Annotated in this window: 28 protein-coding genes and 4 pseudogenes; 20 read left to right on the top strand and 12 right to left on the bottom strand. The window is 35.0% G+C overall.

What is annotated here, in order from left to right; translation table 11 throughout:
- Positions 1-228: 228 nt before the first annotated feature.
- Positions 229-772 (top strand): annotated as a pseudogene (locus tag ABWU74_RS00555) (DUF6444 domain-containing protein); the annotation flags it as partial.
- Between the two features lie 7 nt (positions 773-779).
- Here the strand turns inward: ABWU74_RS00555 and ABWU74_RS00550 are convergent.
- Positions 780-1187: pseudogene (locus tag ABWU74_RS00550) on the bottom strand (IS4 family transposase); the annotation flags it as partial.
- Positions 1188-1403: 216 nt separating this feature from the next.
- Between ABWU74_RS00550 and ABWU74_RS00545 the strand changes: the two are divergent.
- On the top strand, positions 1404-2351 hold the full coding sequence (locus tag ABWU74_RS00545; RefSeq protein WP_209472550.1) for an IS110 family transposase: 948 nt from the start codon (positions 1404-1406) through the stop codon (positions 2349-2351).
- A gap of 193 nt (positions 2352-2544) precedes the next feature.
- On the opposite strand, the pseudogene ABWU74_RS00540 reads toward ABWU74_RS00545, so the two are convergent.
- A pseudogene (locus ABWU74_RS00540) lies at positions 2545-3529 on the bottom strand (IS4 family transposase); the annotation flags it as partial.
- Positions 3530-3554: 25 nt separating this feature from the next.
- A complete protein-coding gene (locus tag ABWU74_RS00535) occupies positions 3555-3740 on the bottom strand; it encodes a hypothetical protein (RefSeq protein ID WP_147155110.1) in 186 nt (61 codons plus the stop codon).
- A 33-nt stretch (positions 3741-3773) separates the two neighbouring features.
- On the opposite strand from ABWU74_RS00535, the gene ABWU74_RS00530 reads away from it, so the two are divergent.
- Positions 3774-4016 carry a transposase gene (locus tag ABWU74_RS00530; protein ID WP_353289183.1) on the top strand — a complete coding sequence of 81 codons (243 nt, stop codon included), beginning with the start codon at positions 3774-3776 and terminating at the stop codon, positions 4014-4016.
- Complete coding sequence (locus tag ABWU74_RS00525; protein ID WP_353289322.1) at positions 4004-4729, top strand: transposase; 726 nt, start codon at positions 4004-4006, stop codon at positions 4727-4729. Before ABWU74_RS00530 ends, ABWU74_RS00525 begins: the two co-directional genes overlap by 13 nt.
- A gap of 344 nt (positions 4730-5073) precedes the next feature.
- Here ABWU74_RS00525 and ABWU74_RS00520 read toward each other — a convergent pair whose 3' ends face one another.
- From ABWU74_RS00520 to rlmB, 4 genes are all read right to left on the bottom strand, one after another.
- Positions 5074-6051 (bottom strand): quinone oxidoreductase family protein, encoded by a 978-nt coding sequence (locus tag ABWU74_RS00520; RefSeq protein ID WP_353289321.1) that lies wholly within the window; start codon positions 6049-6051, stop codon positions 5074-5076.
- A gap of 170 nt (positions 6052-6221) precedes the next feature.
- The gene (locus tag ABWU74_RS00515; protein WP_010082343.1) at positions 6222-6758 is read right to left on the bottom strand and encodes a cytochrome c oxidase assembly protein; all 537 of its coding nucleotides are present in this window, start codon (positions 6756-6758) and stop codon (positions 6222-6224) included.
- A complete protein-coding gene (locus ABWU74_RS00510; RefSeq protein WP_010962942.1) occupies positions 6759-7481 on the bottom strand; it encodes a Bax inhibitor-1/YccA family protein in 723 nt (240 codons plus the stop codon).
- 79 nt (positions 7482-7560) lie between these two features.
- A complete protein-coding gene (gene rlmB / locus ABWU74_RS00505) occupies positions 7561-8325 on the bottom strand; it encodes a 23S rRNA (guanosine(2251)-2'-O)-methyltransferase RlmB (protein ID WP_038199241.1) in 765 nt (254 codons plus the stop codon).
- Positions 8326-8417: 92 nt separating this feature from the next.
- Between rlmB and ABWU74_RS00500 the strand changes: the two genes are divergently transcribed.
- Positions 8418-8918, top strand: a complete 501-nt coding sequence (locus tag ABWU74_RS00500) for a Smr/MutS family protein (protein ID WP_010082340.1) — start codon at positions 8418-8420, stop codon at positions 8916-8918.
- Positions 8919-9196: 278 nt separating this feature from the next.
- Here ABWU74_RS00500 and ABWU74_RS00495 read toward each other — a convergent pair whose 3' ends face one another.
- Both ABWU74_RS00495 and ABWU74_RS00490 read right to left on the bottom strand, forming a co-directional pair.
- Positions 9197-9328 (bottom strand): hypothetical protein, encoded by a 132-nt coding sequence (locus ABWU74_RS00495; protein WP_255356250.1) that lies wholly within the window; start codon positions 9326-9328, stop codon positions 9197-9199.
- A gap of 402 nt (positions 9329-9730) precedes the next feature.
- Positions 9731-10765: an aspartate-semialdehyde dehydrogenase gene (locus tag ABWU74_RS00490; RefSeq protein ID WP_010962945.1), complete on the bottom strand. Its 1035-nt coding sequence runs from the start codon at positions 10763-10765 to the stop codon at positions 9731-9733.
- A gap of 140 nt (positions 10766-10905) precedes the next feature.
- Between ABWU74_RS00490 and ABWU74_RS00485 the strand changes: the two genes are divergently transcribed.
- The 3 genes and pseudogenes from ABWU74_RS00485 (at position 10906) to ABWU74_RS00475 (ending at position 12639) form a co-directional block, all read left to right on the top strand.
- Entirely contained in the window at positions 10906-11358 is a 453-nt protein-coding gene (locus ABWU74_RS00485; protein WP_015589289.1) for a hypothetical protein, read from the top strand.
- A 320-nt stretch (positions 11359-11678) separates the two neighbouring features.
- Positions 11679-12063, top strand: a pseudogene (locus ABWU74_RS00480) (IS110 family transposase); the annotation flags it as partial.
- Positions 12046-12639, top strand: a complete 594-nt coding sequence (locus ABWU74_RS00475; protein WP_341820549.1) for a transposase — start codon at positions 12046-12048, stop codon at positions 12637-12639. The pseudogene ABWU74_RS00480 and the gene ABWU74_RS00475, both read left to right, overlap by 18 nt.
- Before the next feature lie 213 nt (positions 12640-12852).
- Here ABWU74_RS00475 and ABWU74_RS00470 read toward each other — a convergent pair whose 3' ends face one another.
- The gene (locus tag ABWU74_RS00470) at positions 12853-14127 is read right to left on the bottom strand and encodes an APC family permease (protein WP_010082345.1); all 1275 of its coding nucleotides are present in this window, start codon (positions 14125-14127) and stop codon (positions 12853-12855) included.
- 135 nt (positions 14128-14262) lie between these two features.
- Between ABWU74_RS00470 and ABWU74_RS00465 the strand changes: the two genes are divergently transcribed.
- The 7 genes from ABWU74_RS00465 (at position 14263) to ABWU74_RS00435 (ending at position 18338) form a co-directional block, all read left to right on the top strand.
- Positions 14263-15729: a hypothetical protein gene (locus tag ABWU74_RS00465; protein WP_208571710.1), complete on the top strand. Its 1467-nt coding sequence runs from the start codon at positions 14263-14265 to the stop codon at positions 15727-15729.
- A 133-nt stretch (positions 15730-15862) separates the two neighbouring features.
- Positions 15863-16063, top strand: coding sequence for a hypothetical protein (locus ABWU74_RS06665; protein WP_010962949.1), 201 nt, complete (start codon positions 15863-15865; stop codon positions 16061-16063).
- A gap of 92 nt (positions 16064-16155) precedes the next feature.
- Positions 16156-17322 carry an aspartate kinase gene (locus ABWU74_RS00455; RefSeq protein ID WP_010962950.1) on the top strand — a complete coding sequence of 389 codons (1167 nt, stop codon included), beginning with the start codon at positions 16156-16158 and terminating at the stop codon, positions 17320-17322.
- Positions 17323-17413: 91 nt separating this feature from the next.
- Positions 17414-17617: an IS5 family transposase gene (locus tag ABWU74_RS00450; RefSeq protein WP_007549940.1), complete on the top strand. Its 204-nt coding sequence runs from the start codon at positions 17414-17416 to the stop codon at positions 17615-17617.
- Between the two features lie 33 nt (positions 17618-17650).
- Positions 17651-17785: a hypothetical protein gene (locus ABWU74_RS00445; RefSeq protein WP_255324781.1), complete on the top strand. Its 135-nt coding sequence runs from the start codon at positions 17651-17653 to the stop codon at positions 17783-17785.
- A 25-nt stretch (positions 17786-17810) separates the two neighbouring features.
- Positions 17811-18032 carry a hypothetical protein gene (locus ABWU74_RS00440; RefSeq protein ID WP_022626388.1) on the top strand — a complete coding sequence of 74 codons (222 nt, stop codon included), beginning with the start codon at positions 17811-17813 and terminating at the stop codon, positions 18030-18032.
- A gap of 162 nt (positions 18033-18194) precedes the next feature.
- Positions 18195-18338: a Putative reverse transcriptase gene (locus ABWU74_RS00435; protein ID WP_022626389.1), complete on the top strand. Its 144-nt coding sequence runs from the start codon at positions 18195-18197 to the stop codon at positions 18336-18338.
- A 223-nt stretch (positions 18339-18561) separates the two neighbouring features.
- On the opposite strand, the gene ABWU74_RS00430 is transcribed toward ABWU74_RS00435, so the two are convergent.
- Positions 18562-20478 carry an ATP-dependent helicase gene (locus ABWU74_RS00430; protein ID WP_264338041.1) on the bottom strand — a complete coding sequence of 639 codons (1917 nt, stop codon included), beginning with the start codon at positions 20476-20478 and terminating at the stop codon, positions 18562-18564.
- Positions 20479-20605: 127 nt separating this feature from the next.
- The gene (locus ABWU74_RS00425) at positions 20606-21034 is read right to left on the bottom strand and encodes a hypothetical protein (RefSeq protein ID WP_353289320.1); all 429 of its coding nucleotides are present in this window, start codon (positions 21032-21034) and stop codon (positions 20606-20608) included.
- A gap of 212 nt (positions 21035-21246) precedes the next feature.
- Here ABWU74_RS00425 and ABWU74_RS00420 point away from each other — a divergent pair, with 212 nt between their 5' ends.
- Genes ABWU74_RS00420 through ABWU74_RS00400 form a run of 5 tightly spaced genes read left to right on the top strand, consistent with a single transcriptional unit; the run spans position 21247 to position 26813 of the window.
- Entirely contained in the window at positions 21247-21834 is a 588-nt protein-coding gene (locus ABWU74_RS00420; RefSeq protein WP_010962952.1) for an NADH-quinone oxidoreductase subunit J, read from the top strand.
- Entirely contained in the window at positions 21825-22133 is a 309-nt protein-coding gene (gene nuoK / locus ABWU74_RS00415) for an NADH-quinone oxidoreductase subunit NuoK (protein WP_010962953.1), read from the top strand. The genes ABWU74_RS00420 and nuoK overlap by 10 nt, the downstream gene beginning before the upstream one ends.
- A 4-nt stretch (positions 22134-22137) precedes the next feature.
- Positions 22138-23985, top strand: a complete 1848-nt coding sequence (gene nuoL, locus ABWU74_RS00410) for an NADH-quinone oxidoreductase subunit L (RefSeq protein WP_353289319.1) — start codon at positions 22138-22140, stop codon at positions 23983-23985.
- 3 nt (positions 23986-23988) lie between these two features.
- On the top strand, positions 23989-25431 hold the full coding sequence (locus ABWU74_RS00405; RefSeq protein ID WP_353289318.1) for a NuoM family protein: 1443 nt from the start codon (positions 23989-23991) through the stop codon (positions 25429-25431).
- Positions 25428-26813 (top strand): NADH-quinone oxidoreductase subunit N, encoded by a 1386-nt coding sequence (locus tag ABWU74_RS00400; RefSeq protein ID WP_209472428.1) that lies wholly within the window; start codon positions 25428-25430, stop codon positions 26811-26813. The genes ABWU74_RS00405 and ABWU74_RS00400 overlap by 4 nt, the downstream gene beginning before the upstream one ends.

The following is a 26813-nucleotide window of genomic DNA, read 5'->3' as shown; positions in this document are numbered from 1 at the left end:
CTGAAATGCGCTATTTAAAACATTAAAAAACGCCAACTTAAAAAATGGATAGTGAATAACTAGCTACCCTAGGGTTTCTTTTGCCTTTTTTTTCTGTTTAGTAAATTGTATCCGTTCAGCGGAGTGGTAGAATAAGGTAGACAAAGCAAGATAATAAAGATAATCATAGAGCAAAAGTGAGGTAATGTGGTAAACCTTTGAGAACTTTGCAAAAATTTACAGCAAAAAATAGAAAAACTGAAAGCAGAGATAGAAAACTTAAAAGCAGAAAATAAAGCTTTAAAGATAGAGAACGCTGAATTAAAGGAAAGGCTCGGTTTAAATTCAAAAAACTCATCCCTGCCCAGCTCAAAAGAGCTATACAAAATAAAAAAGGACAAGCCAAAAAGCGAAAGGAATGTTGGCGATCAGGTTGGGCATAAAGGAAATTTTCATGCCACAATGGAAGCGGATAAAGTAGTAAAAATAGAGTTGCCTAATATTTGCGAATGCGGAGGAGAGCTTGTAATATGCGAAAAACCTTATGTTCACCAAAAAGTTGATCTTCCGGAAATTAGGCCTTATGTAGTAATTGGAACATGGTCGTTGTTGGAGATGCAGAAAAAGAAAAAGTAGCAAGTTACCAGAAGGTGTTACGCCAGATACATTTGGTCCAAGGGTTAAGTCTATAATTGCAGCACTCAGCGGATTTTACAAAAACTCAAAGCGTGAAGTGGCTAGTATCATAAATGACATTTTTAATTTGAACATAAGTGTTGGCAGCATATCAAATCTTACTATTACCCACAAATATGAGGTTCGTGAGCAAGTCGCCATCCTTCTGCTAAATCAAAGAGACGTTTATATCCTTTCCAAAGAGTAATTGGTCCTGGTTTTGGGTCATTTTTTCTTGCTAAATGGCCTCCAAGTTCATGAAACAGCTTCTTTTATGTTGGGAACTACACTTGGACATGGTTTTCTGTGTATTTTAACGTATAAAACTTTCCATTCTTCTTCAGCTAATAAGGTAGTACATGGTAATGTTGGGTTAGCTCTTGCAATTGATGTAATAAAGAAGATCCTCCAAGCAATAATACTCATAACTGTTAGATATCTCATTAGTCTTTCTGCTATTCCAAGCCTACATTCTTCAACTTTGAGACCGGATTTAAAATTTTATGTAATATCTCTATTTTCCATCTAAGGCAATTGTAAGTTAAAAACGTGATATAAAAGAGATAAGAGAGAAAGATAACCCTGCTCACTAGGAATAGCGGGCGTGCGCGACCGAAAGGAAATTGGTATTACAACCGTTGGTATCAAGGTACGCTAGCCCTATCTCTCGATACGTTTGAATAGTTGCTTGGGACATATATATGCACCCGTTTACAATCTTAAATTAACTAAAACTATCGAGGTTTATTATGGTTACATCTTATCAAAATTTTATTGGCATTGACATCGGAAAATTTAAAAATGTCGTTGCAATTCACAAACAGAAGAATGCTGTCGAATTTGATAATAATGCTTCTGGTTGGCAACAATTATTTCAAGAGTTTTCAGATATTCTACCTAATGCTTTAGTGACTTTAGAAAATACAGGGAAATATGAGCTTGGCTTATCACATTTTCTTACCGACAAAAATATTGCCGTGCATCGAGCTAATACTCGTAAAGTAAAAAGCTTTATTTTATCTCACGGAACTTTAGCAAAGTCTGATAGATCAGATGCAAGAGCTCTTGCTCAATATGGATTTGAACGCCATAGAACTATCTCTCTATTTGTACCTACCTCTACAGAACAATCAACTTTGGCTGCACTTTGTCAACGTCGTGATGATATTACGCAAATGAGAACTCAAGAAAAATGCAGACTTGAAGCACCGGAAAATGATCATATAAAAGAAAGCTGTCAAAAGACCATTGAGTTTTTCGATAGTCAAATAAACGAACTCAATGATACTATACAAAAGATTATTGATGAAAGCCGCGAATTACAACAACGCCAAAAAATTCTTAAAACAGTTCCTGGAATAGGTAAAAAGTTATCACAAGATTTTTTGTGTTTAATGCCAGAGCTTGGTTACTTAAATAGAAAAGAAGTAGCAAGTCTTGCCGGAGTTGCACCGCATCCAAAAGAAAGTGGTAAAGCTGTTGGTTACCGAAGGATTACAGGTGGTAGAAGTAACGTTCGTTCAAAGCTCTTTACAGCCGCTATGGCTGCTACAAGGTCAAAATCTATACTTGGCGCCTTTTATTCTAAGCTTGTTGAAAGTGGTAAGAAGAAGATGGTGGCTATAACAGCCCTAATGCGTAAAATTATAGTAATTGCTAATACAAGACTTAAAGAAGCAATTAATTTGCATACTTAAAAATCTTCACAACGGTAACTGAAATTGGCTAATGAATATGTGCGTCCACACAGACTTAAAGCACATATTCATTAGCTTAAGCAGAAATTGCTGTGGTAGCTGTTTGATATAAAATTCTATTTCTATGACAAACGGGTTTTTATTGCCCATATAATTTGCAAAATTACACAAATAAAAAAATTTTTAAAAAACATAGTTGATACCAACTAATTTTTTCAACAGCTTCATCGAAAGTATTAACTGAAAGATTCGTTAATAGCATCCATTCTAGCGGTTTTTTTTAAGGGAAGGGGAGTTTTCTCAACAACATAAACTGCATAAAGTGGTAATTTAGGTAGTTCTTCCGTCTTATGCCTAATATTATTCTTAGATGGATTCATCATAAACTTTCCAAATCTAACTTCCAAACGTGCTGTTCTTTTTGGCTTATTATCTTTTACAGGAACTTCAACTTCTACCGTACCTGCACAATGAGAGGATTTAATAAATGCCCATAACTTCTGCTCACCTTTTTCAGGATATCGAGATTTTCTATTTACTGCTCTATCTCTGCATGCTCTAACTAGCACTGCCGAATTAAGATTATGTGCAAGCTCAAAAAAGTCATATATATATCTGCTTCTCTATCGCATACAGTTATAGTCTCAGTTTGAGTTGGATCAATAATATTATTTGTTTTTCTTAAAGTTTCCAACCACTTTACGCTTTCTTTATCTTCAATGCGATCGCTCTTTTTTTTAAGGTTCTCAGTTTCTTCAGGTCTTGAATAAACTTTTTGATCTAGTATCCCTAGTACCAAACCTTCTATACTAACGGCAAGAGCTGTATGCATTATAATACCTTTTGCAGTATCATAACTGGACAAATTTGCTAATCCGCTTGTTTTTTTATGGTTATTATATACAATGTAACTGGTATCTTGAATGACAAGAACCCTCTTGTGAGCTTTTGTTCTCTCAACCGTCTTATTAATATGTGTAGCTAAAATATCACTTTCTTTTACATTCTCATTTTGAAAAAAACGTTATGCTGTTTTTGCTTCTGACCAACTTTCACATGCTTGATTAATCTAACTTTCAGGTAATTTTGTCAAACATATCAGCAATCTTTACTAATCGCTCAGTTAACCTTTTATCTCCAAATTCATTTTTAGCCCATTCACTACTTTTACTTGCCATTTTACACCCTCAATATTTGCAAACTTTAATATTGTAATATTTTACTTTTTAGTCCATTTATATTTGTGGGTAATAGTAAGGAATGACACCGTCTTGGATGGAAACCAGTGTCAGCTACTTTCATGACACCATCACAAGGTGAAACTGGATCCCAGTGGGCTTTGTTGCATCGCTCAAGTGAAAAGAACTGGCAGTTACTGACAAAATTCATTATAAATAGCCATTTAACTGTTGAAGAAAAAATATGCCACAAAAAATGAGAGTCAGTAACTGCCATGAATATAACAAATTTCTCCAAGAAAGAGGAAGCATTTTTTGTTATATCAATGACGCCATAGAAAATTGGTACGAGAATTGTCCAAAAATGCAGGGCGGCAACTATATTTATAGTGATAAAGTTGTGATTTTGGTGCATATAATCGTCAGTTTCTTTAGAATTGGTTTAAGACAAACAGTCGGGTTTAAAAAGGGTATTTGCAACAAATAGGAAGAGATTTGGCAGTTATCAGCTATTCACAAGCATCAAGAAGGTTTAAGAAACTTAATATTAAGATAAATGATTGCAGAATTGATAAAAATAATATGGAAGATATCGAAATTGCTATAGACAGTACAGGAATTAGTATATACAACAACACTCCTGGTCACAGCAAGGAAAATAGCACTGACAGAAAATATCGTGGCTATGAGCAAACGAGAAAATTGCACGTAATGTTGAATATAAACAACAAAAAAGCCATAGCTGTAAAATACAGTAACGGTGTCTACTCTGATCACTATGGAGCTTGTGATTTGCTAAAAGAAGTTGATTTTCAGCATGCCATAAAAGCACTATATGCAGATAGAGCATGTGATAGGCACAAGTTTTATAAGTTGTGTAACGAATATGATATAAAGACAAAAATTCCACCAATAAACAATGCGGCAGAACATCCAGAAATAGATTATATGTCTGACAGGAATGCTGCTATTAGGTTAATAAAATTATACGGTGAAGATGGCATGAAAGAATGGAAAAAAGAAGTAAATTATGGGAAAAGATCTTATATTGAAGGGTTTTTCTCAAGATTAAAGCAAATATTCGGATTTAGTTTTAGGAATAAATCTGAGACAAATAGAGAGAAGGAACTACTTGTTAAATGCTATTTGCTCAATAAGTTCACTGATATTGGTATGGCTAAATTTGAGATAGCTTCATAAATTTATTGTGCGTTACCTACTATCCGAAGAGCGATGCAACAAAGCCATCCCAGTGTCAGCTACTTGGATGACAGAGGGGGGTGGGATGACAGGAGAAGGGGGGCTACTACCGTCATAAAGGAACCAGTGTCAGTTACTCGGATGATACCTTTTTCTACTTAATTTGGGTTATGCAAGAAGTCTATTCGCGGTATAGATTCCGCTAACACGTAGCGGGATGACGGTTGTCGGTAAATCTAAGTCAGTTTAGCTATATGCTTTTAATTCCCCCAAAAGGAGAATTAAATATGTGAAGTTCTAGTTGATATGACTTAATGAATGGTTAGTTTAAATTACTAATTTATTTAAGAGATTTTGATAATATTTAACCCACTCGCTTTTCTATTTTCCATATCACGATGTGCTTGAATTATTTCATCAAATTTATATTTTTTATTGATCCGTACAGTTAAAAGTTTTTTTCTTATCATCTCGAAGATTTCCATTGTGGTAAGCACTAATGTGAATCTATCATGCTTATAATGGTATATTGAGGTTCCAGTTGCAAATAACGAACGTGAACTAAGTAAAGAAAAACTAATAGGAGCGTTACCTGATATCTGCCCATAGGAAACGTATATGCCGAACCTGCCTAAAGATTCAAAAGAAAGCTTGCTTGTAGCGTAACCTATAGGGTCATACACTGCACCTACTCCTCTGTTTTGCGTAATCTCCATAACTTTAGAAACGAAGTCTTTATCATTGTAGTTTATTGCGTATGTGCAGCCACTTTGTAAAGCTATCTTCATTTTTTCATCAGAGCTTACAGAACCTATCACTACACCTTTTTTATCCTTTGCCCATTGGCATATTATTTGTCCTAAACCACCATTAGCCCCATGAACTAGCACGAAAGCACCAGGCCTAACTTTATAAGATTGATTAACTAAATAGTGAGCTGTCATACCTTTAAACAGCACTGCAGCAGCAACTTCATCAGATATGTCATCTGGAATTTTTATCAGATATTTCTGGTGTATAATGCGCTTTTCACAATATGCCCCTGGAGGAGCTGTGCAATATCCAACTCTGTCTCCAACCTTCAATCCATCACTGATTTTTTTACCAAGCTTTTCAATAACTCCCACTGCTTCTACCCCAAGCACTGATGGTAAATTTTTAATTTTGCGCGTACCTTTTCTGTGCTCTAAATCATAACGATTTAAGCCGATAGTTGTGTGACATACTAAAACTTCCTCGCCTTTTGGCTCACCTATACTCTTATCTACAAATTCTAATACTTCTGGTCCCCCAGTTTTTTTAATTTGTATAGCTCTAACCATGATGAATATTAAGATAAAAACTTTGATTATGTTATCTAACAATTAATATTTTGCAAAGTTATTGTTTTCACAATCAATAGACTTCTTGCGTTACCTCCTGTCATTCCAGTGTCAGCTACTTGGATGACACCCTATTGATTACTGAAATGACACGGTTTGCAAACATTCTGTTACTTAAGCTTAAAGAACGTGTATGATAGTGTTATTTCGCCCAAATCTTTTGTATTACTATCAAGCATTATCTCAGGATCTATATAGAAAGATACGGGCATAGCTGCTTTTTGTTTTGGTAGCAACATTTGCTCTTCAAAACAAAAGCATGCAACTTTATTGAAATACTTACCTGCTTTGAAAGGCGTAACATTATACACCGCCATACCAAATGAAGGCTGATCAGATAGATTTTTTGCGTAATAAAACGCTAAACTTTGTTCTCCTATGTTTACGTCAACGTAGTTAGTTTCTGATTTAAACTCCCAAGGTAGATCGGACATTATATCAGCATTGAAATGGACCCTGATCTTTTGGTTAGTTATATTTGTTGTTGTGTTAGTTACTTTTCTTATTGTGCCACCATACCCAGTAGCTTTACAGAAAATGCTATATAGAGGTACCGATGCATATGCAAGACATATCATCGACACAACTAAAGATACTAAAAAGAAAACTATAGAATTCTTACTGCCTTTCCTTAAAAAGGAAAACATCTAATCCCTATTGTTGAACAAGTTAAGTAACCTGAGTAGATTGAGAAATATATTAATAAAGTCAAAATAAAGATTAGTTGCACCGAGTATTGCCAATTTAGTAGTAGCAACTTCTGATCCGTCATTATGTTTATAATAAACGTCCTTGATTCTTTGAGCATCATACGCAGTCATTAAGGTAAAGACTATTACTGATATGAACGATATTGCAAAGTGGAGAGGACTACTTCCAAGAAATAAATTTACTATAGACGCAATGATTAACCCCCAAACTCCCATAATCAAGAAAGAGCCCATACTTGTAAGATCTCTTTTTGTAGTATTGCCATATAAAGCCATAGAGCCAAACATGATTGATGTAATGAAAAACGCCCTTGCTATATTTTCTGCAGTATAAACTATAAAAACATAAGATAAGGAAAGCCCCATTAACACTGAGAACGAGAAAAATATAGTAACGGCAGACTGAGCACTTAGGTGTTGAATTCTATAAGACATGTAGAACACCAATGCAACCGGAGATAACATTACCACAAGCGATAGAACGGGATTAGAATAAATTACTTGAAAAAGACCAGAAAATACTGTTAAAAATGCAACAAGCCCTGTGACGCCCAAAGCTAAAGCCATGTAATTATATACTTTAGTTAGGTAACTTCTAAGCCCAGCACTATAATAAACGCCTTGAGAGCGAATATCCTGTTCATTTCTCATATAAGACATAATATAACTCCTTTTATCCATTACTTAACACATTATAATATAAAACCATATTTTTATCAAGTGTTTTTATTATAAACAGCTATGCGCTGGCATTTGTTTTAATATAAATAGAATATAGGCCTATTGCTGCTGCGTTTGAAACATTTAAACTGTTAATTGCATTTGACATTGGGATTTTTAAAAGATAATCACAATTTTCTTTAACTAACCTCCGCATTCCTTTCTCTTCAGAACCAAAAATAATTACTCTTTTTTTCTCAAAACTCTTTATTTCATCTATATTTTCTTTAGCATTGCAATCAAACCCGTAACACCAGTAGCCGACCTTTTTTAAATACTGCATAGTTTTTACTATATTTGTAACGTATATTAGCGGAACAATATCTAAAGCCCCACTTGCTGCTTTTGCAATAGATGCATTTTCACTCGGTGAATGGTTATGTGGTAAAACCAATGCGTCGACATTAAAACAAGCTGAAGTTCTTAAAATTGATCCAATATTGTGCGTGTCAGTGACTTGATCTAAAATGACTATAGTAGAACTGTCGTTTGAGCTTTCAGCTACTTCTTCGATGCTTAAGTTATAAAGAATAGGGGCAACATTTAAAGCAATTCCTTGATGGTTAGCACCTTTGGGTAAAACGTCATTAAGTATTTTGTTTTCTACTAATCGAACTTTAATGCCCTTACTATTTGCATATTGCTTAATTTCTTTTTCGTGTTCTCTATAGAAATTTTCTGTTACTAACAGTTCTATACACCGCCTATTTTTATTCTTCAGTGCTGACATGCAGGTGTGCTTTCCATACAGCCAAAAATTCTCATTAGTTTTTGACGATTTCATCGTATTATTGAAAATCGGGTTTTTATAGAATAAGCAACATTTTACTATGTTTGAATATTGTTGTAAAATTATACAATTCGATTAATGCGTTTATGTCGGACGATGAGTTGGATTGGCAAAAAAATGTTAAGCCAATAAAATGTGGAAAAGTTACTTTGAAAGTTGATCATAAAGTAAATATAAAGTCTATGGTTGATAAAGGTACCTCCGACTTACAAGGGAATTTTCTTAATACCAATAATAGTAACTCATCATTTTGTCTTGACCAAAACACAAAATCAAAAGTTGATAGGGGTAAATATTTTATAAGCGATAAGCTCGATTTGCATGGCTATAATATAGAGGATGCTTACTGTAAATTGATAGATTTTATTATCAAAAATTATCGAGCAGGAAATAGATGTTTATTGGTAATTACGGGATACGGCAGTGCAACAAACAAAACAGACACTATAAAGAGTAACTTAAATAAATGGTTAAATGACACTAAAATCCAGCATATGGTTCTATACTACCAACAAGCTACGAAAAAACATGGTGGTAAAGGGGCTTTTTATGTTTTATTAAGAAGGAATAAAAACCTTGAGTCCTGATACTTAAAATTCCTTTTAAGCCTTAATTTTTCTTGTATAACCATACAGTGTTCGGCAGCGCGTGACGCACAACTGTGCGAACATTGTGATTTGGGTCTACCAGGAAGGATGTCTCCCAGTACCTCTTTTCCCGTCATCCCGCTACGTGTTAGCGGGATCTCATTTCACTTTATGAGGGTGTCATCCGAATAGCTTGACTACTTGGATCCAGATTGGATACTGAGTTGGTGAGTATAAAAGTATAGCTTCTACGTCATACCGCCGCGGTATCTCAGCCGCTAACAAGTAGCGGGGTGACGAGTTACTATACCGCTGCGAACCGTCATACCGCGATTTATTCCATAGCTGTACGAACATTCATTTTTGAAGGTAAACTGCACAGCAAATGGTGTCATTCCAGTGCTTGACACTGGAATCCAGCCGGCTTTGTTGCATCGCTAGCTATGATGGATTAAAGATAAAAAAGGTGGAGAATATCAGTAGCTTATTATTCTGGTATTTATAACAAGAACGGTCAGTGAATACCTAAATTTGAGTAAAAGAAATTTCACTACCACTCACTAATCCGGCTAAAATTCAAGAATTTCAATGCTTTAGCTATTTTCAATAGAATTAAATTTATTAATATAAATAACAAGTTACTATTCTTAAATTTGATCAGATTGATTGCAAAAAAAACAAGATTTTCAATAAGTTGCTTATAATCCTAATTATAGTTAGCCTTTCATAAGTAGCGATGCAACAAAGCCATTCCAGCGTCACGCGCTGCCATGTGATATACAATTTCCTTCGAATTACAACGTACGTGCGCTCTATATGCACTTGATTGACAAATGCTCTCTTATCAAAATCTCAAGAATCTGCACTATATTTAATGCTGCGCCTTTGCGCAGGTTGTCAGCCACTATCCACATATTTAATCCGTGCTCAACAGTATTGTCTCTTCTAATACGCGATACATATACAGCATTCTCCTGTACAACATCAATTTGAGTTATGTATTCACTATCTTCACGCCTGTTGTACACTAAAACTCCACTATCTTCGGCTTCACTTAGCACTTCACGAGCTTGTTCTTCAGTGATATGTTGATCAAATTCCACATTTACTGCCATAGCGTGACCGATAAAGACGGGTACCCTTACACAAGTTGCAGTAACTTTTATATCTTCCTCTAAAATTTTTTTTGTCTCCTCTTGCATTTTCCATTCCTCTTCTGTAGAGCCATTTTCCATGAATTCTCCTACATGGGGAATGCAATTGAATGCTATTTGCTTAGAGAATATCTTGGGTTTTTTAGCTTCGTTCATAAAGATTTTTTTTGTCTGGTCATAGAGCTCATCCATTGCTGCTTTGCCTGCACCAGAAGTTGATTGATAAGTTGAAGCAACGATTCTCTTTATTTTTGCTTTTTGGTGTAATAGATGTAGTACTAGCAGCATCTGTATTGTAGTACAGTTTGGATTGGATATTATGTTGTGGTTTTTATATTCCATAATTTTTTCTTTATTAATCTCTGGAATAATGAGTGGCACACCCTCTTTCATTCTAAAATGGGAACTGTTATCTATCACGATGCATCCAGCCTGTGTTGCAATTGGTACATACTCTTCAGAAACATGAGATCCAGCACAGAAAATGGCTACATTAGTTCCAACGAAGTCATAATCCTCAAGGCATAAAACTGTTAACTCTTTGTCACCAAAGCTCACCTTCTTCCCTTCTGATTTTTTCGATGCAAGTGCAATAACGCAATCTATCGCCTCATCTTGAAATTCAGCAAGCGTGCTTAATACCTCACGCCCTACTCTTCCGGTTGCTCCAATAACAGCAATTTTGTATCTCATATAGATGAACCTCTAATTTTAAAGTTCTATTATATTTTTACTGACAAAATTTACAATTGTTTTAATATTTTTACCTTGCAATTAATTGTAATTTAGCTATTATTATGCAATATTAGTAATATTACATAATGAAATGAAAGATGAGTAAGGAATACGATGAAACTAAGGTTAAACCTGCAATGTCTACACCTCAAGGGCCTGAAGGAACCAATGGATCAAAGGCCCAAAGTGTTCTTTCGAATAAAAGAAAGCCTACAATAAATTTTGATGATAAAAAGTATGGTGTAAAAACCTCTAAAATAGACCAACAGTCTCTAAACAAAAGACAAGAATCTTCAAAGCTAAGAGATCTCTTAAGGTCAATACCAATAATAAGGAGATTTTTAGCAAGGATTTTCACACCTGAAAAAATAGAAATCATCAGTAACCCTATATATGACAACATGGAAGCATATAAAAAATCGCAGGAAGATTACCCTAGTAAGATAAAAGATGAAACTAGTATAGATGATGAACACACAAAAGAAGTAGATAGTAAACTTGAGAAGGGTAATGTTGAACAAGTGGACAACAAGAAAAGTCGTAGTTCATAAATATCAATCATTTAAAAATTATCTCTAGTTATAACATTGTATCTGTTCAGATGCATGGCTCATGTACAAATATTGAAACAAAAATTCCAGTGCTCCTTTCTCGTCATCCCAGTGCGTGACACTTGTATCTTTATGATGTGAGGCATTAGAGCTAAAATACCTCACAGGGAGGGTGAAGCTGATGCGACACTAATGCCATTAAGCCAGATTTTGCTTCCCTCCCATAGAGTTAAAGACTGAACAGTATCTTTTGGAATTATATCCCGTATTACAAGGTTAGTCTAAACTCTCAGTTTATTTATAGTCTTGGAGGCAATTTTATGCAAGTAAATGCTATTTTGGGTGTGGATATTTCAAAAAAGAAATTTGATGTTTGTTTGTTAGTGGACAGTAAAAAACGACACAAAGTCTTTCAAAATAATCAAGATGGTTTTGCAAAACTTGTAGTTTGGTGCAATGGCCATGGAGCAAATCTTACTCATTTATGTCTTGAAGCAACTAGTTGGTATGGAGAAGATTTGGCTACTTTTATGCACGATTTAGGACATAATGTCAGTATAGTAAACCCAGAAAGCTTTTGGCAAAAGTGAGCTGCTCAGAAATAAGACAGATAAATCAGATGCAGCTATGATAGCTAGATTTTGTATCGCCAACAAACCTGCTCTTTGGAAGCCCATTGCACCTGAAATGAGGCATTTGAGGGAGCTTTACCGTTGCATGCAATCGCTAAAAGATGATAAGGTGCAACAGACAAATCGCTTGGAAAACAAAAATATGCATTCCAGTTGCAAAGAAGCTATATCTAAAGTAATTTTGGCAATAGAGGAGCAAATTATTGTTCTCGAAAAAGAAATTAATGAGCATATAAATAACTATCCACATCTAAAAAATATGGTGGAAAACCTTAAGACTATAAAAGGTATAGGATATCTTACTGCTGTTGCTGTTGTCGCAGAAATGCCATCAGTTGATAACTTTGACAATGCTAAACAATTTACAGCTTTTGCTGGTCTAAATCCAGGACATTATCAATCGGGATCGTCAGTAAGTAAGAGAAGTTGCATATGCAAAATAGGATCTGAGCGTATTCGAAAAGCTCTTTATATGCCAGCTATAGTAGTCAAAAACCATAATAATCATTTTCAAAAGTTTTGTCAGCGTCTAGCAAGTAAAGGCAAATGTCCAAAAGTCATAGTTCTTGCGTTAATGCGAAAATTAATGCATGTCTTTTTTGGTATTCTTAAAAATAATCAACCATTTAATTGTAATTTTGTTGGATAATTTGTTTGACAGCAGAGACAGTATCTGGGATCCAGATTGGGCACTAAGTTGGTAAACACGAAAGCGATTAATCCTTTACAACGTTTTTGATGGAACTGCGCGAAAGAACTGGATGCCAGTGTCACGCACTGGCATGACACCCATTTCTTCCTATAGTTGTCTTTTCTCGTCTACCTTATTTTGCCACTCTGCTGAACAGATACATAACATTTGCTATACAGAAACTCTGCGATACCAAAATAAATAAAGAGGTACGCCACTTGCAGTGAATAAGCTTGCGATCAGCAAGGTATTCACAGAAGTTTCAAATATTACCCAGCAGCAAAAGGTTGTTGCTATACTGCCAATTAAAAATTTGTAACAACTCTTTTCTTGCACAATAACTTTGAGAAAAGCAAGACTGCATGCAAGGTAAACAAATAAAAATGAAACTACAGAAAAGTCGATAATTGATGTGATCTGCTTAGCAAAATTGTTGCTTGAAGTGAGGATTAGTAAAGTTGCAGTTCCAACTGAGCTAGTTGTTATGCCCCAGAAAGGAGAACCGTGCTTGTTTCTTTGAGCAAAAAACTGTGGCATCAGTTTATCTTTTGCAAGGCCAAGGGCCACTTGTCCACTAGCTAGTACCCAAGCGTTTAAAGTACCAACACAAAAAATGAACGCAGTTATAGAAATAATCAAGTGCCAATTGCCAGAGGCCATAATTTTTATTGCGTCAACATATGGTGCTCTTGAACTTGCTAAATCATTGCCATTTATTAATCCCATAATTGCAAGATTGTTGATAAAATACACAACAGCAACAGAGATTGTTCCAAGTACCACAGCTCTTGGTATTGTTCTAGCTGGATTATCAACTGACCCTGCAGGTGCTGTTGCCAATTCAACTCCAATAAAACCCCATAGAGTAATAAGTGTAGAACGGGCAAGAATCTGCGATGTTGTAAGATTTGATATTTCTTCACTTATGATGAAGTTATTTCTATCAAAAAAAAACAATGCTGCTATAGGTATTACAAGCAATACAGAAATTTTTATCACCGTCAATAAAAACTCAACACGTCCAGCAGTAGCTACTCCTCTAAAATTTATTAGTGTAATAATTGTAAGTAATAACATCTCTAAAAACAGATGTACGTTTTGAATATCTTCATGGAAAAATGGTGTAAGATAACCAACACCCACAACTATTACGGCTGTTGTGCTAACCCATGAGATCACCCAATACGTCCAACCAACAAAAAAAGCTGCAGCAGGGCCAAAAGCATGCTTTACATAGACGTGAGGGCCACCCGTTTCCGGAAATTTTGCGCAGAGTGAGGCAAAAACTAAAGCAAGAGATATAGCACCAAGCCCTGATATTATCCAGCTTATAAGGCTATACATGCCATATGGAGCAAGGCTAATTGGAAGCATAAAAATTCCAGAGCCAATTTGGCTGCTAATCACTAAGGCAAAAATAGCCCAAAAACCTATTTTATTTGACACAATAATTCTTATCTAAATAGATTAACAATATACCCTAAACTCAGAAATTTCAATTGATCTTTTAACATAAAAACTTGCATTTTTTTCAATTTATTCCTAAAATAGATTATATTAACAGATTATTAAGAGGGGGTTATGAATCCGAGATTAAAAGCATTTTTGGTTGTTTGTAGTATTATTGCATTTTTGATTGCACTTTTGTTTCTCGTGTATTATTTAAATCTTCTTGTTAACTATATCCTTGACCCGATTCTAGTTCGTCCCTTTGAAAGATTATACAAAAACTTAATTGTTGATGGTCTTTATGCCTATTTATCTACAAGCACTTCTAGCCCTGCACTAGCATTTTTGGCTACAGGTTTTATTGTTATTGCTGCGTTTATTTGCCTGAATAAAATGCTTCTTCCCTTGCAAGAGAAGATCATAAACAACTATACCTCCTTTAAAAACAACAATATTGATAGCAATAGCATGTTGTTTGAGGTTTATAAAGATCCAACAATAAAATTAAAGGACAAAATCTTATTCTTCAGTATACACTTGATATATTACCTACAGCTTCCATTTTTGTATATTGCATCAAAGGTATCAGCTCTACGTGGGTTTCTTATATTTAATTTTGGTTTATTATTGTTAAATTATGCACTGCTAATTCCAGTAGCACTTCTTGAGTTAATAAAATATCCATCAGTAAAACTCTTTTCACCTTTGGGTTTGAATGTAAAGCAGCTAAGCTTTTTGTTTAATGTAAGTGATGTGGGTACTAGTAGTCAGAGCGTTCATACTAGAAGTTTTCAGCAAAGCGTTATTGAATGTGCCAAAAAATTAAAGGAAGAACATGGTACGCCGTTAAATGAGTTGGATGAAGAGTTTAAAAGTTATATAAGCGGTTTAACAAGTCAGCAAAAACGAATGATAGAACCTTATCTAAGATTGGATGGTTATGAAACTGGGGAGTGGGTAAATTGGGCAGATTCACAAACCGGATTGACATTGACACAGGCTATAAATTTAGTTTTAATTGCGGCAAGAAAGCAAAATGCAGATATAGAATTATTGAAGTCTATATTACTGGTTCGCTTTGAGGAAAGTAATCGCCAATGTGGTCCTGGAATGCTCAACCGTATCATTTATGCATTAAGTGGTCTTAAAGCGGAAAATAATTTTGCAGCTCAACTAGAGCCTCAGCCAATAGGAAAGTTGGCTAGTGATGCTACTAAAAGATTTCTTGAGAAATATGTGGATAAGCACTACCATAAAATAAAAGTTTTGAAAGAAAATTTTGATAATTTGTATTCACCAAGTTCTGGGGTGGATTTGAGCAGCGTGAGTGATGAAGTAAAGGATGGCATTTCTTATACAAGAGATGCTATAAAAGAATTTGTGTTTAAGGAATTATATGTAAAGTTTTATAACGACTATGGAGAACATATTCGGAGAGGGCAAATAAAACAAAGGCTAAGAGAATTAATAACAGATGAAGTCATAGATGCAGCAATATCTTATAAGATAGACGAGATAGAAATTCCTGCAGAACCACTTACTTATCTTGAAAGAGTAAAAACATTTTTTGGAGGTCATGCAAGGTCTTCTGCTGCTTAGTGGTTTAGTTCGTGCTATATAGCTAAACTGACTTAGATTTACTGACAATTTTAAAACAACAAATTCGTCATTCCGCTACTAGTTAGCGGAATCTATACCGCGAATGAATCCATAGCTGTACGAACATTGTGATTTGAGAGCAATTTCCACAAGGGAGGGTGTCATTCCAGTGCTTGGCACTGGAATCCAGCCTTTATTATGCAGCCACTTGGTTGAAATTAAGTCTTCTGGATCCCAGTGTCTAGGCACTGGGATGACACCATTTGCTGTGCAATTTACCTTCAAAAATGAATGTTCGTACAGCTATGGAATGAATCGTGGTATGACGCGTTAGCTATAGCTTTGTCTTCCCTTTTCTGAATGGCTTGCAAGCTGCTATCTCTACAAAAACTATATTTTTCTTCAGAAGAGAGTTATATTGTAACTATGGACAAAATAATCATAAAAAAATTTGGTGGGACTTCGCTAACTGATTTAAACCGAGTTGCAAATTTGATAAAAAACGATATTGAGAAAGGTTGTAATGTAATCGTTGTTGTATCTGCTGTTGCAGGATTTACTGACCAAATGGTTTTTCAGGCTAGGCAAATCTCAAATTTAAGTTATAGACAAGAGTTATCAGAGTATGACGTTATGCTTTCAGCAGGAGAACAAATCTCTTGCGGTCTATTAGCTATCACTCTCCAATCGATCGGAGTTAATGCTAAATCGTGGCTTGCCTGGCAGTTACCAATTGTAACTGATGATTTTTATTCTGAGTCTAAAATAAAAACAATAAAGATTGAACGTGTGAAAAGATCTTTTGCTGAGGGTTATACTGCTGCGATCATTGCTGGTTTTCAGGGTATAAATGATGATAGAATCACTACTTTTGGAAGAGGAGGCTCTGATATATCAGCAGTTGCCTTCGCGGTAGCCTTTGGTGTTAGAACTTGCGAAATTTTTACTGATATTGATGGAATATATACAGCAGACCCGAGAATTGTTCCAAAGGCACGCAAGCTCAAATTTATCTCTTACGATGAAATGTTGGAAATGTCGTCATCTGGTGCTAAAATACTGCATAATCGTTCAGTACAACTTGCAATGAAACATAACATTAAAGTGCAAGTGCTATCCACTTTTAAGGAAGTAGAAGGCACCACAGTGCTACACAAAAGGGATGTACTAGAGAGATACTTAATTACTGGAATAACTTATAGCACTAATGAAGCTCTTGTAACTTTCACTAACCTTGCAAATAACTTGCGTACTTTAAGAGATATAGCAGGAGCAAACGTTAAAATTGATATGATACATGGGTCAAGTTTTGTTATCTCCAAATTTGATATTGATTTAATGGAAAAGTTACTGAATAAGAATGAAAATTATGCTATAAACGATAATGTAGCTAAAATTTCAATAATTGGTATTGGTGTTATGTCTAACACTGAAGTGATGCACCGCACACTCAAGGTTTTAAGCGAAAAAAAGATAGAAATACTTGCTATCACAACATCTGAAATCAAAATCAGTATAATTGTTCAAAAAGAATGCGCTGTAGCTTTAGTCAAAGATTTACATACTGAGTATGAGCTTGATATGCAGCACTAGGATAGGCTTGACGTCCAGTTGTCTAAGAGTATGTCTTAAAAAGGAATGAGGAAAAAAATATGATAGTGTAAGTAAAAAATAGGAGGGAAAATTGTATCCAAGTGATATAAGTGATAAGGAATGGGAAATTTTGGAGCCACATGTTGCACAAGGAAAGATAGGGAGGCCAAGAAAGCACAATATCAGAACAATTATTAATGCAATAAGGTATATAATGAGAGGTGGTTGTCAATGGAGAATGCTGCCGAAAGATTTTCCTCCATGGAAGACGGTGTATGACTATTTTCTCAGGTGACGTAGTAATGGCAAATTGGAAAAAATACATAATATGCTAGTAAAAGAGGTAAGAAAAATGTTTGGTAAAAATGAAACACCTTCAGTAGGAATAATTGACAGTCAATCAGTAAAAACCACTCAAAAAGGGGATCCAGAGGATATGATGCTGAAAAAAAATAAAGGGTAGAAAACGTCATATTGTTGTAGATACAGTGGGCTTAATTATTGCGGCTGATGTTCATAGTGCAAGTGTTCAAGATCGTGATGGTGCTCTAAATCTTTTCACTCAAGCTAAATACAAGGCTCCAACTTTACGTAAGTTTTTTGCTGATCAAGGATACATAGCAAAACCGCTGTTTATTGGAGACAGGATACGATTACCAAGAAAGCTGTTGATGTTACAGGATTTTTCGACAATCTGGACCACAATTTAGCACTGCAGGCTATCAAGAAGCACACAGACTGCAAATGGGTCATACTGTATGTTGAAAGGTGGATGAAATCCCCTATTCAGCAAGCAGATGGCAGTAAGGTAGTTAGGGAAAAAAGGAGTTCCGCAAGGAGGTTCAATAAGCCCAATCATTTCAAACATATTTATGCACCATGCATTTGATATATGGATGAAACAAAATCACCCAACAGTACCATTTGAAAGATATGTGGATGATGCGATAGTGCACTGCAGAACTAAAAGACAGGCAGAATTTATGCGAGCAGCAATTGAAGAAAGATTGGCATAATGTAAGCTAAAATTGCAACCTGATACCAATGCCATTCCAAAACTCCATCATTATACTGCCTTAGTATAACCTTCTCACTTCTATTGTCTATTTGTTTGTTATGTAATAGAAATTGGTATGAGATTGAAGAATTAAGTGTGAACGGTTACAGAATTTTTGCCAGGAGAAACATATAGTTAAAGTAATTCAGATTTGTAAGATATGTTTATCTGCAATTATAGCTTCAACAGTAGGCAATGTTGCTTTTAATTACCTCAACATTTTCTCTTGGCAATTCTTTAATGAACCGAGAAGTGCGCATCGGTTGCCACTGGTTGTTAATTTCCCTCCTATCTGCACATGAAATGATTAACCTTTCTTTGGCTCTGGTTATGCCAACATATGCGAGTCTCCTTTCTTCTTCTAAAGCTTTACCACTTTTGTCATCAAAAGATCTTTGATGAGGAAATAATCCCTCTTCCCAACCAGGTAGAAACACGCACGGGAATTCAAGTCCTTTGGCTGCATGAAGAGTCATAACATATACGGTGTCATCGTTATTCATATTATCCACTTCCATCACCAGACTTATATGCTCCAAGAAAGTTGTGGCATTATCGAAATTTTTTAAAGATGAGATGAGCTCTTTAACATTTTCTATTCGTGCTAAGCCTGTTACCTCCTCATTTTCAAGCATTTCAATATATCCTGATTGGTTTGCTACGATTTTAACGAATTCATGCAGTGGTTTTACGCTTACTATTTCTTCCCAAGCTTTAATTTTATTTAAAAAATCGTTGAGTGAGAGTTTAATTCTTTCGGTTACCTGATTACTATTAACTAATATTTTTGCTGCCTCAAAAAAAGAAATTTTGTTATCCTGAGCAGTCGTGTATATTTTCTTTAGAGTTGTAGCTCCTATGCTTCTTTTTGGCCGATTTACTATCCTTTCGAAAGCTAAGTCATCGTTATTGTTTGTAACAAGTCTTAAATATGCAATTATATCCCTGACTTCCTGACGTTCGTAGAATTTTACGCCACTTATAATCTTGTAGGGAATTGAATATTTTATAAAATACTCTTCGAGAACTCTAGTTTGAAAAGTGGCCCTTACCAGCACTGCAATGTCACTAAATCTGTATTTATTGAGTTTCAATATCTGTTCGCTTATGAACCTTGCTTCAGCTTTCCCATCCCATAATTTTATTAGATTTACCTTTTCCCCTTCAATGTTTGTTGTCCACAATTTTTTTTCTAAGCGAGTCTTATTGTGATTGATAACATATGACGCAGTTGCAAGTATGTGGGATGTTGACCTGTAGTTACACTCTAGTTTAACGGTTTTTGCATTTTTAAAATCATCAGAAAACTTCAAAATATTTTCAACTTCTGCACCACGCCAACTATATATCGACTGGTCATCATCTCCTACACAGCAAATATTTGAGTGCTCTTTTGCAAGGTATTTTAGCCAAAGATATTGTATCGCATTTGTATCTTGATATTCATCTACCATAACATATTTAAACTTGTTTTGGTAGTAGGACAGAACTTCGGTCTTTTGATTAAAGAGCTGTATGTTATATAGCAATAAGTCACCAAAATCGACAGAATTAAGGAATTTCAACCTTTCCTGATACTGGTGATAGACTTTGAGTGCAGTTACATATACTGGCCTAAATGATTGAATATCTTCCACTTCAGATGGCAATAAGCACTTCTCTTTCCATTGCTGAATAATATTCATAATGGTCTTACATTTTTCTGATAGGTAATCAGGATTTATTTCATTGATAATATTTTTTATTACCTGTAATTGGTCATCCACACCAATGATTGTAAAATTGGGGTTTAAGCCCACAATTTCTGCGTGCAGGCGCAAGATTTTTGCTGCAATTGCATGGAAAGTGCCAAGCCATGGTATGTTTGTGCCCGTTAGCTCAAGTACCCTTGATACCATCTCATTTGCTGCTTTATTTGTAAATGTAACTGCTAATATCTCATCAGAATAAGCGTGACCGTTTCTAATTATGTGTGCTATTCTTGAAGTAATCGTTCTTGTTTTCCCCGTCCCGGCTCCTGCCAGTATCAAAACTGGTCCATCTATGTTAGTTACAGCTGATTGTTGTTCTGGATTTAGCAGTGAGAGATAATCGTTCATCGTAGCCCTATAGATTATAACTTCGTAAAGTTAAACCTATGATTGAAATATTGTAAAGGTTTTATTGAATAGAACAGTTAAAGAATGCTTCACTCAAGTACTACATATTTAAACGTAGGTTTTACATCTATTTTGTTTTAGTAGTTTCAGGTGTATGTCGAGTAACAACAACTTGATTTGAGGTATTGGCACCAGAACTTCTGCTTGTTGGGTGGATAAGTGGAGTTTGGAATGGCTTATATGTACGGTTTAGTTCCTTCATTTCTATTTCTTCAACTTCAACAAGGGGTTTTTCTTTTGGGGTATAGCGATTATGCGTTGCAGGTCGTTCAGTGAGATTTTCATATGTTTCTTCCAACCAAGTTCCGATATCATACATAAATCCATACGCTTTTTCTTTAAATTCTCTCAATGATCTACTGAAACTTGCTAGTGTGTTATTAAAGTAAATTGTCATATAGTCTCTTGTGGTGTATTGATAACTTTCTCCATCTAGTCTGCTACTTTGTGCGTTAGAACTATTGTTGCTTTTAAAATAACCAAATATGTTGTACATTTTGAGCCGCCATTAATTACTAACATACACATATTATATATTGATAAATTAAGGACTTAGTGTATTGATTAAGCACTTAGAAAGCGCTCTGTATAATAATTTAAAATGGAGCTGGAGCTTTGTAGTACAATGTTTTCAAACGTTTAATATAATATTGACTTTACAACGATAGTCACTTTAAATTAGTAACTATTGTTGCAGTTAAAGTATCAATGCCTTTTTTCTTTTATTTTTTTGCAATTCTTAGCATTTTATCTGCTGTATGCGTAATTAGTGTAAGAAATCCTGTGCATGCAGTATTATTTTTAATTTTCACCTTCGTTAACTCTGCAGTGCTTTTCATTCTCCTTGGAGCTGAATTCATCGCTATGATGGTACTGATAGTATACATCGGTGCAGTTGCAGTGTTGTTCCTCTTTGTAGTTATGATGCTCGATATTGACTACATAAGATTGCGCCAGGGTTTTGCGAAGCATTTCACTCTTGGTGCTATATTGTGTGGTGTGTTTTTTTTGATTATCAGTTTTGTAATCCGCAGCTCAACGCTGAATATAAGTAATGTTATAAACTATAATGCCAATAACGTGAAAGCTATCGGTAATTTGCTCTACACTGACTACATGTACGCTTTTCATCTTTCTGGAATTTTGCTACTTGTTGCAATTGTCGGTGCAATTGCTCTTACTTTGCAGGACAAGAAAAAAGGAGTTAAAAAACAGAATGTATTAAAGCAATTGACGCAATCTTCATCTGTAAAATTGGTTAAGGCTAAATTTGGAAAAGGAGTGGAATGGAAATAGGATTAAATCATTTTTTGATAGTTGCTGCTATTTTGTTCACTGTTGGGGTGTGCGGTATTTTCATCAACCGTAAGAGCATAATCAATATATTGTTATCAATAGAAATATTATTGTTGGCGATTAACATCAATCTAGTTGCTTTTTCTGCCTTTATGAATGATATAGTTGGGCAAATTTTTGTGATGTTTGTGTTGACTGTTGCGGCAGCAGAGTCAGGAGTTGGGCTTGCAATATTGGTTGTATATTATAGAAGCCGTGGCAATATAGATGTTGAACAAGCAAATTTAATGAAAGAATGAAAGTATGATGGATATACTGAAATTAATAGTATTTTTGCCACTTTTTGGTTCGCTATTTGCAGCACTTTTTAGAAAAAGTCAGTTAGTTACAACGGCAGGGATTGGAATATCTGCAGTTTTATCTTGGTATGTTTTTCTCACCTTCTCTGAAAATTATCACTTGAGTTTATTTCCTTTGTTTTCATTGAGCATCTTAAAAGTAAATTGGGCAATTAGTGTGGATGCTCTCTCATCCTTAATGCTTATTGTTATTACCACCGTTTCACTGGTAGTACATCTCTACTCTATCGGTTATATGGAGCATGATAAGGGGAAGTCGAGGTTTTTTTCTTACCTATCGCTATTTACGTTTTGCATGATTGTGCTGGTTGTAAGCGATAATTTCGTGCAGCTTTTTTTTGGCTGGGAAGGGGTTGGCCTATGTTCTTATTTACTCATAGGATTTTGGTTCCAAAAATATTCTGCAAATAATGCAGCAATTAAAGCATTTGTTGTGAATAGGGTAGGAGACTTTGCACTATTGATTGGAATCTTTCTTATTTATTATACATTTCACTCTTTGAATTTTACTGAAGTTTTTGACACAACTGATCTTCTTGGCACGCAGAACATTAGGGCATTCTGCTGTGAATTCAAAGTAACTCATATAATATGCATATTACTTTTTATTGGCTGTATGGGTAAATCTGCACAGCTTGGTTTACATGTTTGGTTGCCAGATGCAATGGAAGGGCCAACTCCTGTTTCTGCACTTATTCACGCAGCAACGATGGTAACAGCAGGTATATTTTTAGTAGCAAAGTGTTCTCCATTGTTTGAGTTATCAAATGTGGCACGAGAATTAATAGTTATCGTTGGAGCACTCACTGCTTTTTTTGCAGCCACCGTTGCAATTACTCAGAACGATATAAAGAAAATAATTGCTTATTCAACCTGCAGTCAACTTGGTTATATGTTCATGGCATGTGGGCTTTCTGCTTACAATGTTGCTATTTTTCATTTAATGACACACGCTTTTTTTAAAGCTCTACTATTTCTTGGTGCTGGCAATGTGATTCATGCAATGCATCATGAGCAAAACATTCAGAAAATGGGAAATTGCTGGAAGAAAATCCCTTGCACTTACGCTCTCATGTGGATTGGATCTCTTGCGCTTTCTGGGATATTCCCATTTGCAGGTTTTTATTCAAAGGATTTGATAATTGAACATGCTTATAGCACGGATAGCTTTGCTTTTGTAATAAGCTTAGTTGTTGCATTCTTCACAGCGTTTTACTCTTGGAGGTTATTGCTTCTTGTGTTCCACAGCCAAAAACAAAGTAAAATTAATATACATGAGGCACCAAAGATTATGCTTATACCATTACTGATACTCGCTTTTGGATCAGTATTTTCTGGAATATGGGGAGCAAATATTTTGAACATAACTAGTAATGCGTTTTGGAAATCAAGTTTAGTGATGATTGATGAGCATGGAGTTCATAATTTCTTTATAAAACTACTGCCAACCTTAGCAAGCCTAAGTGGAATAGCACTTGCGTACCTAATTTACCAATATCAAGTAATTAGGCAAATTAAGAGTAAATTTTTACTTAAGTTTTTGCAGAATAAATGGTACTTTGATAAGGTGTATGAGTTTGTTATAATTGCACCGATAAGGTTTATATCTAGGCTTCTATGGAAGTTTGATGTTAAGGCTATTGATCCATTTGGACCAAATGGTGTTGTAAGGTTGGTTAATGAATGTTCAAAAAGTTCTATAAAGTTACAAACTGGTTATATATTTGATTATGCATTTATTATGTTTGTTACTCTAATAATCGGTGCTTTATATATTATTGGAATTAAATAGAAGGTGTTGTTACTTAGTATATTCTTGCTTCCACTGATAGGAGCGTTGATTTTATCCTTAATCAGGATTAATCATCAATCTATACACTTAAGATTCCTTGCTCTATTTTTTGCTGTACTTCCATTTTTGCTTAGCATTGTAGCTTGTATAGAATTTGATTATAACAATGCGGACTTTCAGTTTGTCAGCTACCCAATTAGAAATGTTGGAATAGGGATAGATGGTATATCGTTGCTTTTCCTTCTGCTTACAACTTTCTTGTTTGTAATTTGTATACTCTACAACTGCAAAATGAGTTATACGACCCTAAAAGCCTATATGGCATTGTTTCTACTGCTTGAGAGTTTTGTAGTCGGTTTTTTCGTTTCACTGAATGCTATAAGCTTTTATGTGTTTTTTGAAGCTGTTTTAATACCAATGTTCTTTATTATTGGCATCTGGGGAGGAAAACACAGGGTATATGCAACGTTTAAGTTGTTTCTTTATACATTAACTGGCTCATTATTATTTCTACTTGGATTGGTTTACATCTATAACATTTTTGGAACGTTTAATATACAAAAATTAGCTACATTAGTGCCAAGCCTTGATCTTGAAGTGCAGTCATTGCTGTGGATTGCATTTTTTATTTCTTTTGCAATAAAAGTACCGATGTTTCCATTTCACACTTGGCTTCCTGATGCACATGTGCAATCACCAACTTCTGGATCTGTGATTTTAGCTGGCTTGCTTATTAAAATGGGGGGATATGGATTTTTAAGGTTTTCTATTCCAATGCTTCCTCAGGCAAGTTTGTATTTTTCAAATTTCGTTGTTGTGCTGAGCATTATTGCGGTGATATATGCTTCTCTAGTTGCGTTTGCTCAAGATGATATAAAGAAGTTAATAGCTTATTCTTCAATAGCACATATGGGGATCGTTACTGCTGGCCTCTTTTCATTTTGTGAGGAAGGAGTACTGGGTAGCATATTTCAAATGATTAGTCATGGCCTTATTTCTGCTGCTTTATTTTTATGTGTTGGAATGCTATATACTCGAACTGGAACTTTGGAGATTGCAAAATATTTTGGCATAGTAAACACAATGCCAAAATTTGGTTTTATGTTCATTTTATTTTCAATGGCTTCAATAGGGCTACCTGGAACATCTGGGTTCGCAGGTGAGTTTTTGGCTATGGTTGGAATGTTTAAGAGCATAGGGTTTTTTACAGGATTTATCACACTTGGCACTATTTTAAGCGCAGTTTATATGCTGAATTTATGTAAGCAAATAATATGGGGGGTTAGCTATTCTAAATTATTAAATAACCGTTTGGATAGCATAGAATTTTCTGTCTTAATTCTGCTTGCAGTGTTTGTTATTTTGCTTGGATTTTACCCAACCCTTGCACTGAATTATTTGAAGCCATGTATGGCAAATTTGTTAGTCAAATATAATGCGCTATGAATTATATACAGATATTGCCGGAAACGTTCTCTATTATCTCCTCGTTAGTGTTGCTGCTGCTTGGGATTATATTTAACCGCAGAACTATCAACTTATTAGCACTTGGCTGCACAGTGGTAACTTTGATTATTTTAATTCTTTCGGCAGAAAACAATGAAATTTTTCTCTTTAATTCGTTGTTAAAACTCAATTTATACATCAGGTCAGCCCAAGGGTTAATTCTCAGCACAGGAATTTTAATACTTTTGATGCTGAATTTATCAAAATATGACTATAAGTATGAATTTTCAATGCTGATTCTTTTTGCGCTATTTGGCATGATAACTTTGGTTTCAGCAAATAGTCTGATTTCTTTTTATTTAGCTTTTGAGTTGATGAGTATATCTTTGTATGTTCTTGCGAGCTTTAATAAAGATTCGATTTATTCATGTGAAGCAGGAGTGAAATATTTTACACTCAGTGCATTATCTTCCTGCATTATGCTATATGGAATGTCGCTGCTTTATGGATATACAGGACAAGTCAATTTCTCTGAGCTCGGTTCATTCTTGCAAAACCATCAGATAACTTATGGAATAGTTTTTGGGTTAGTCTTTGTCCTAATTGGTTTGTGTTTCAAGCTTGCTATTGCTCCTTTTCATATGTGGGCTCCAGATGTCTATCAAGGTGCACCTACCATAGTAACTGCGTTTTTTTCTACGGCCCCAAAAGCTGCACTTGTAACATTTTTAATTCGATTGATGAATGAAGAGTTAGTAAATGTAAAAAGTTATGTTCAGCCTATTTTCTTATACGTTTCAGCATTGTCTGTGCTTATCTCAGCTTTTGGGGCCTTACGTCAGCAAAACTTAAAAAGGCTGCTTGCTTACAGTTCAATTGGTCACATTGGTTTTATATTTGCTTCACTTTCTATTTTTACACAAGCAGGAACAGATAGTGCCTTAATGTATCTGGTGATATATATCATCACAAGCATAGGGCTATTCTCATATCTCGTACAAATTGACGATGACGATTGTGATATTGCAAATTTATCTGGTATAGGGAAGAAACGCCCAATTGTAGCATTTCATCTTTCTGTGCTGTTACTCTCAATGTCGGGAATACCTCCACTTGCTGGGTTTTTCGCTAAATTTTTTATATTCAAAAGTTTAATAAATTCTGGCTTTATCAGCCTGTCCTTGATCCTTGTAATAGCGAGTGTGATATCATGCTACTATTATTTAAATATCATGAAAGTTATGTATTTTGATAAAGCTAGTGGTAATAAGGTTGCTTATTCTAAGGGTCTATTCATTATCACTTCAGTGGCTTCACTGATCAACCTCGTTCTTTTCTTGTATGTAGAAGATCTTTACTCACTCATTGAACTAAAGGGCTGA

The organism is Wolbachia endosymbiont (group A) of Paraperithous gnathaulax, assembly GCF_964028485.1.
Lineage (GTDB): Bacteria > Pseudomonadota > Alphaproteobacteria > Rickettsiales > Anaplasmataceae > Wolbachia > Wolbachia pipientis.
Note: the sequence above shows the minus strand (reverse complement) of the source record. Positions and strands in the feature narration are given on the sequence as shown.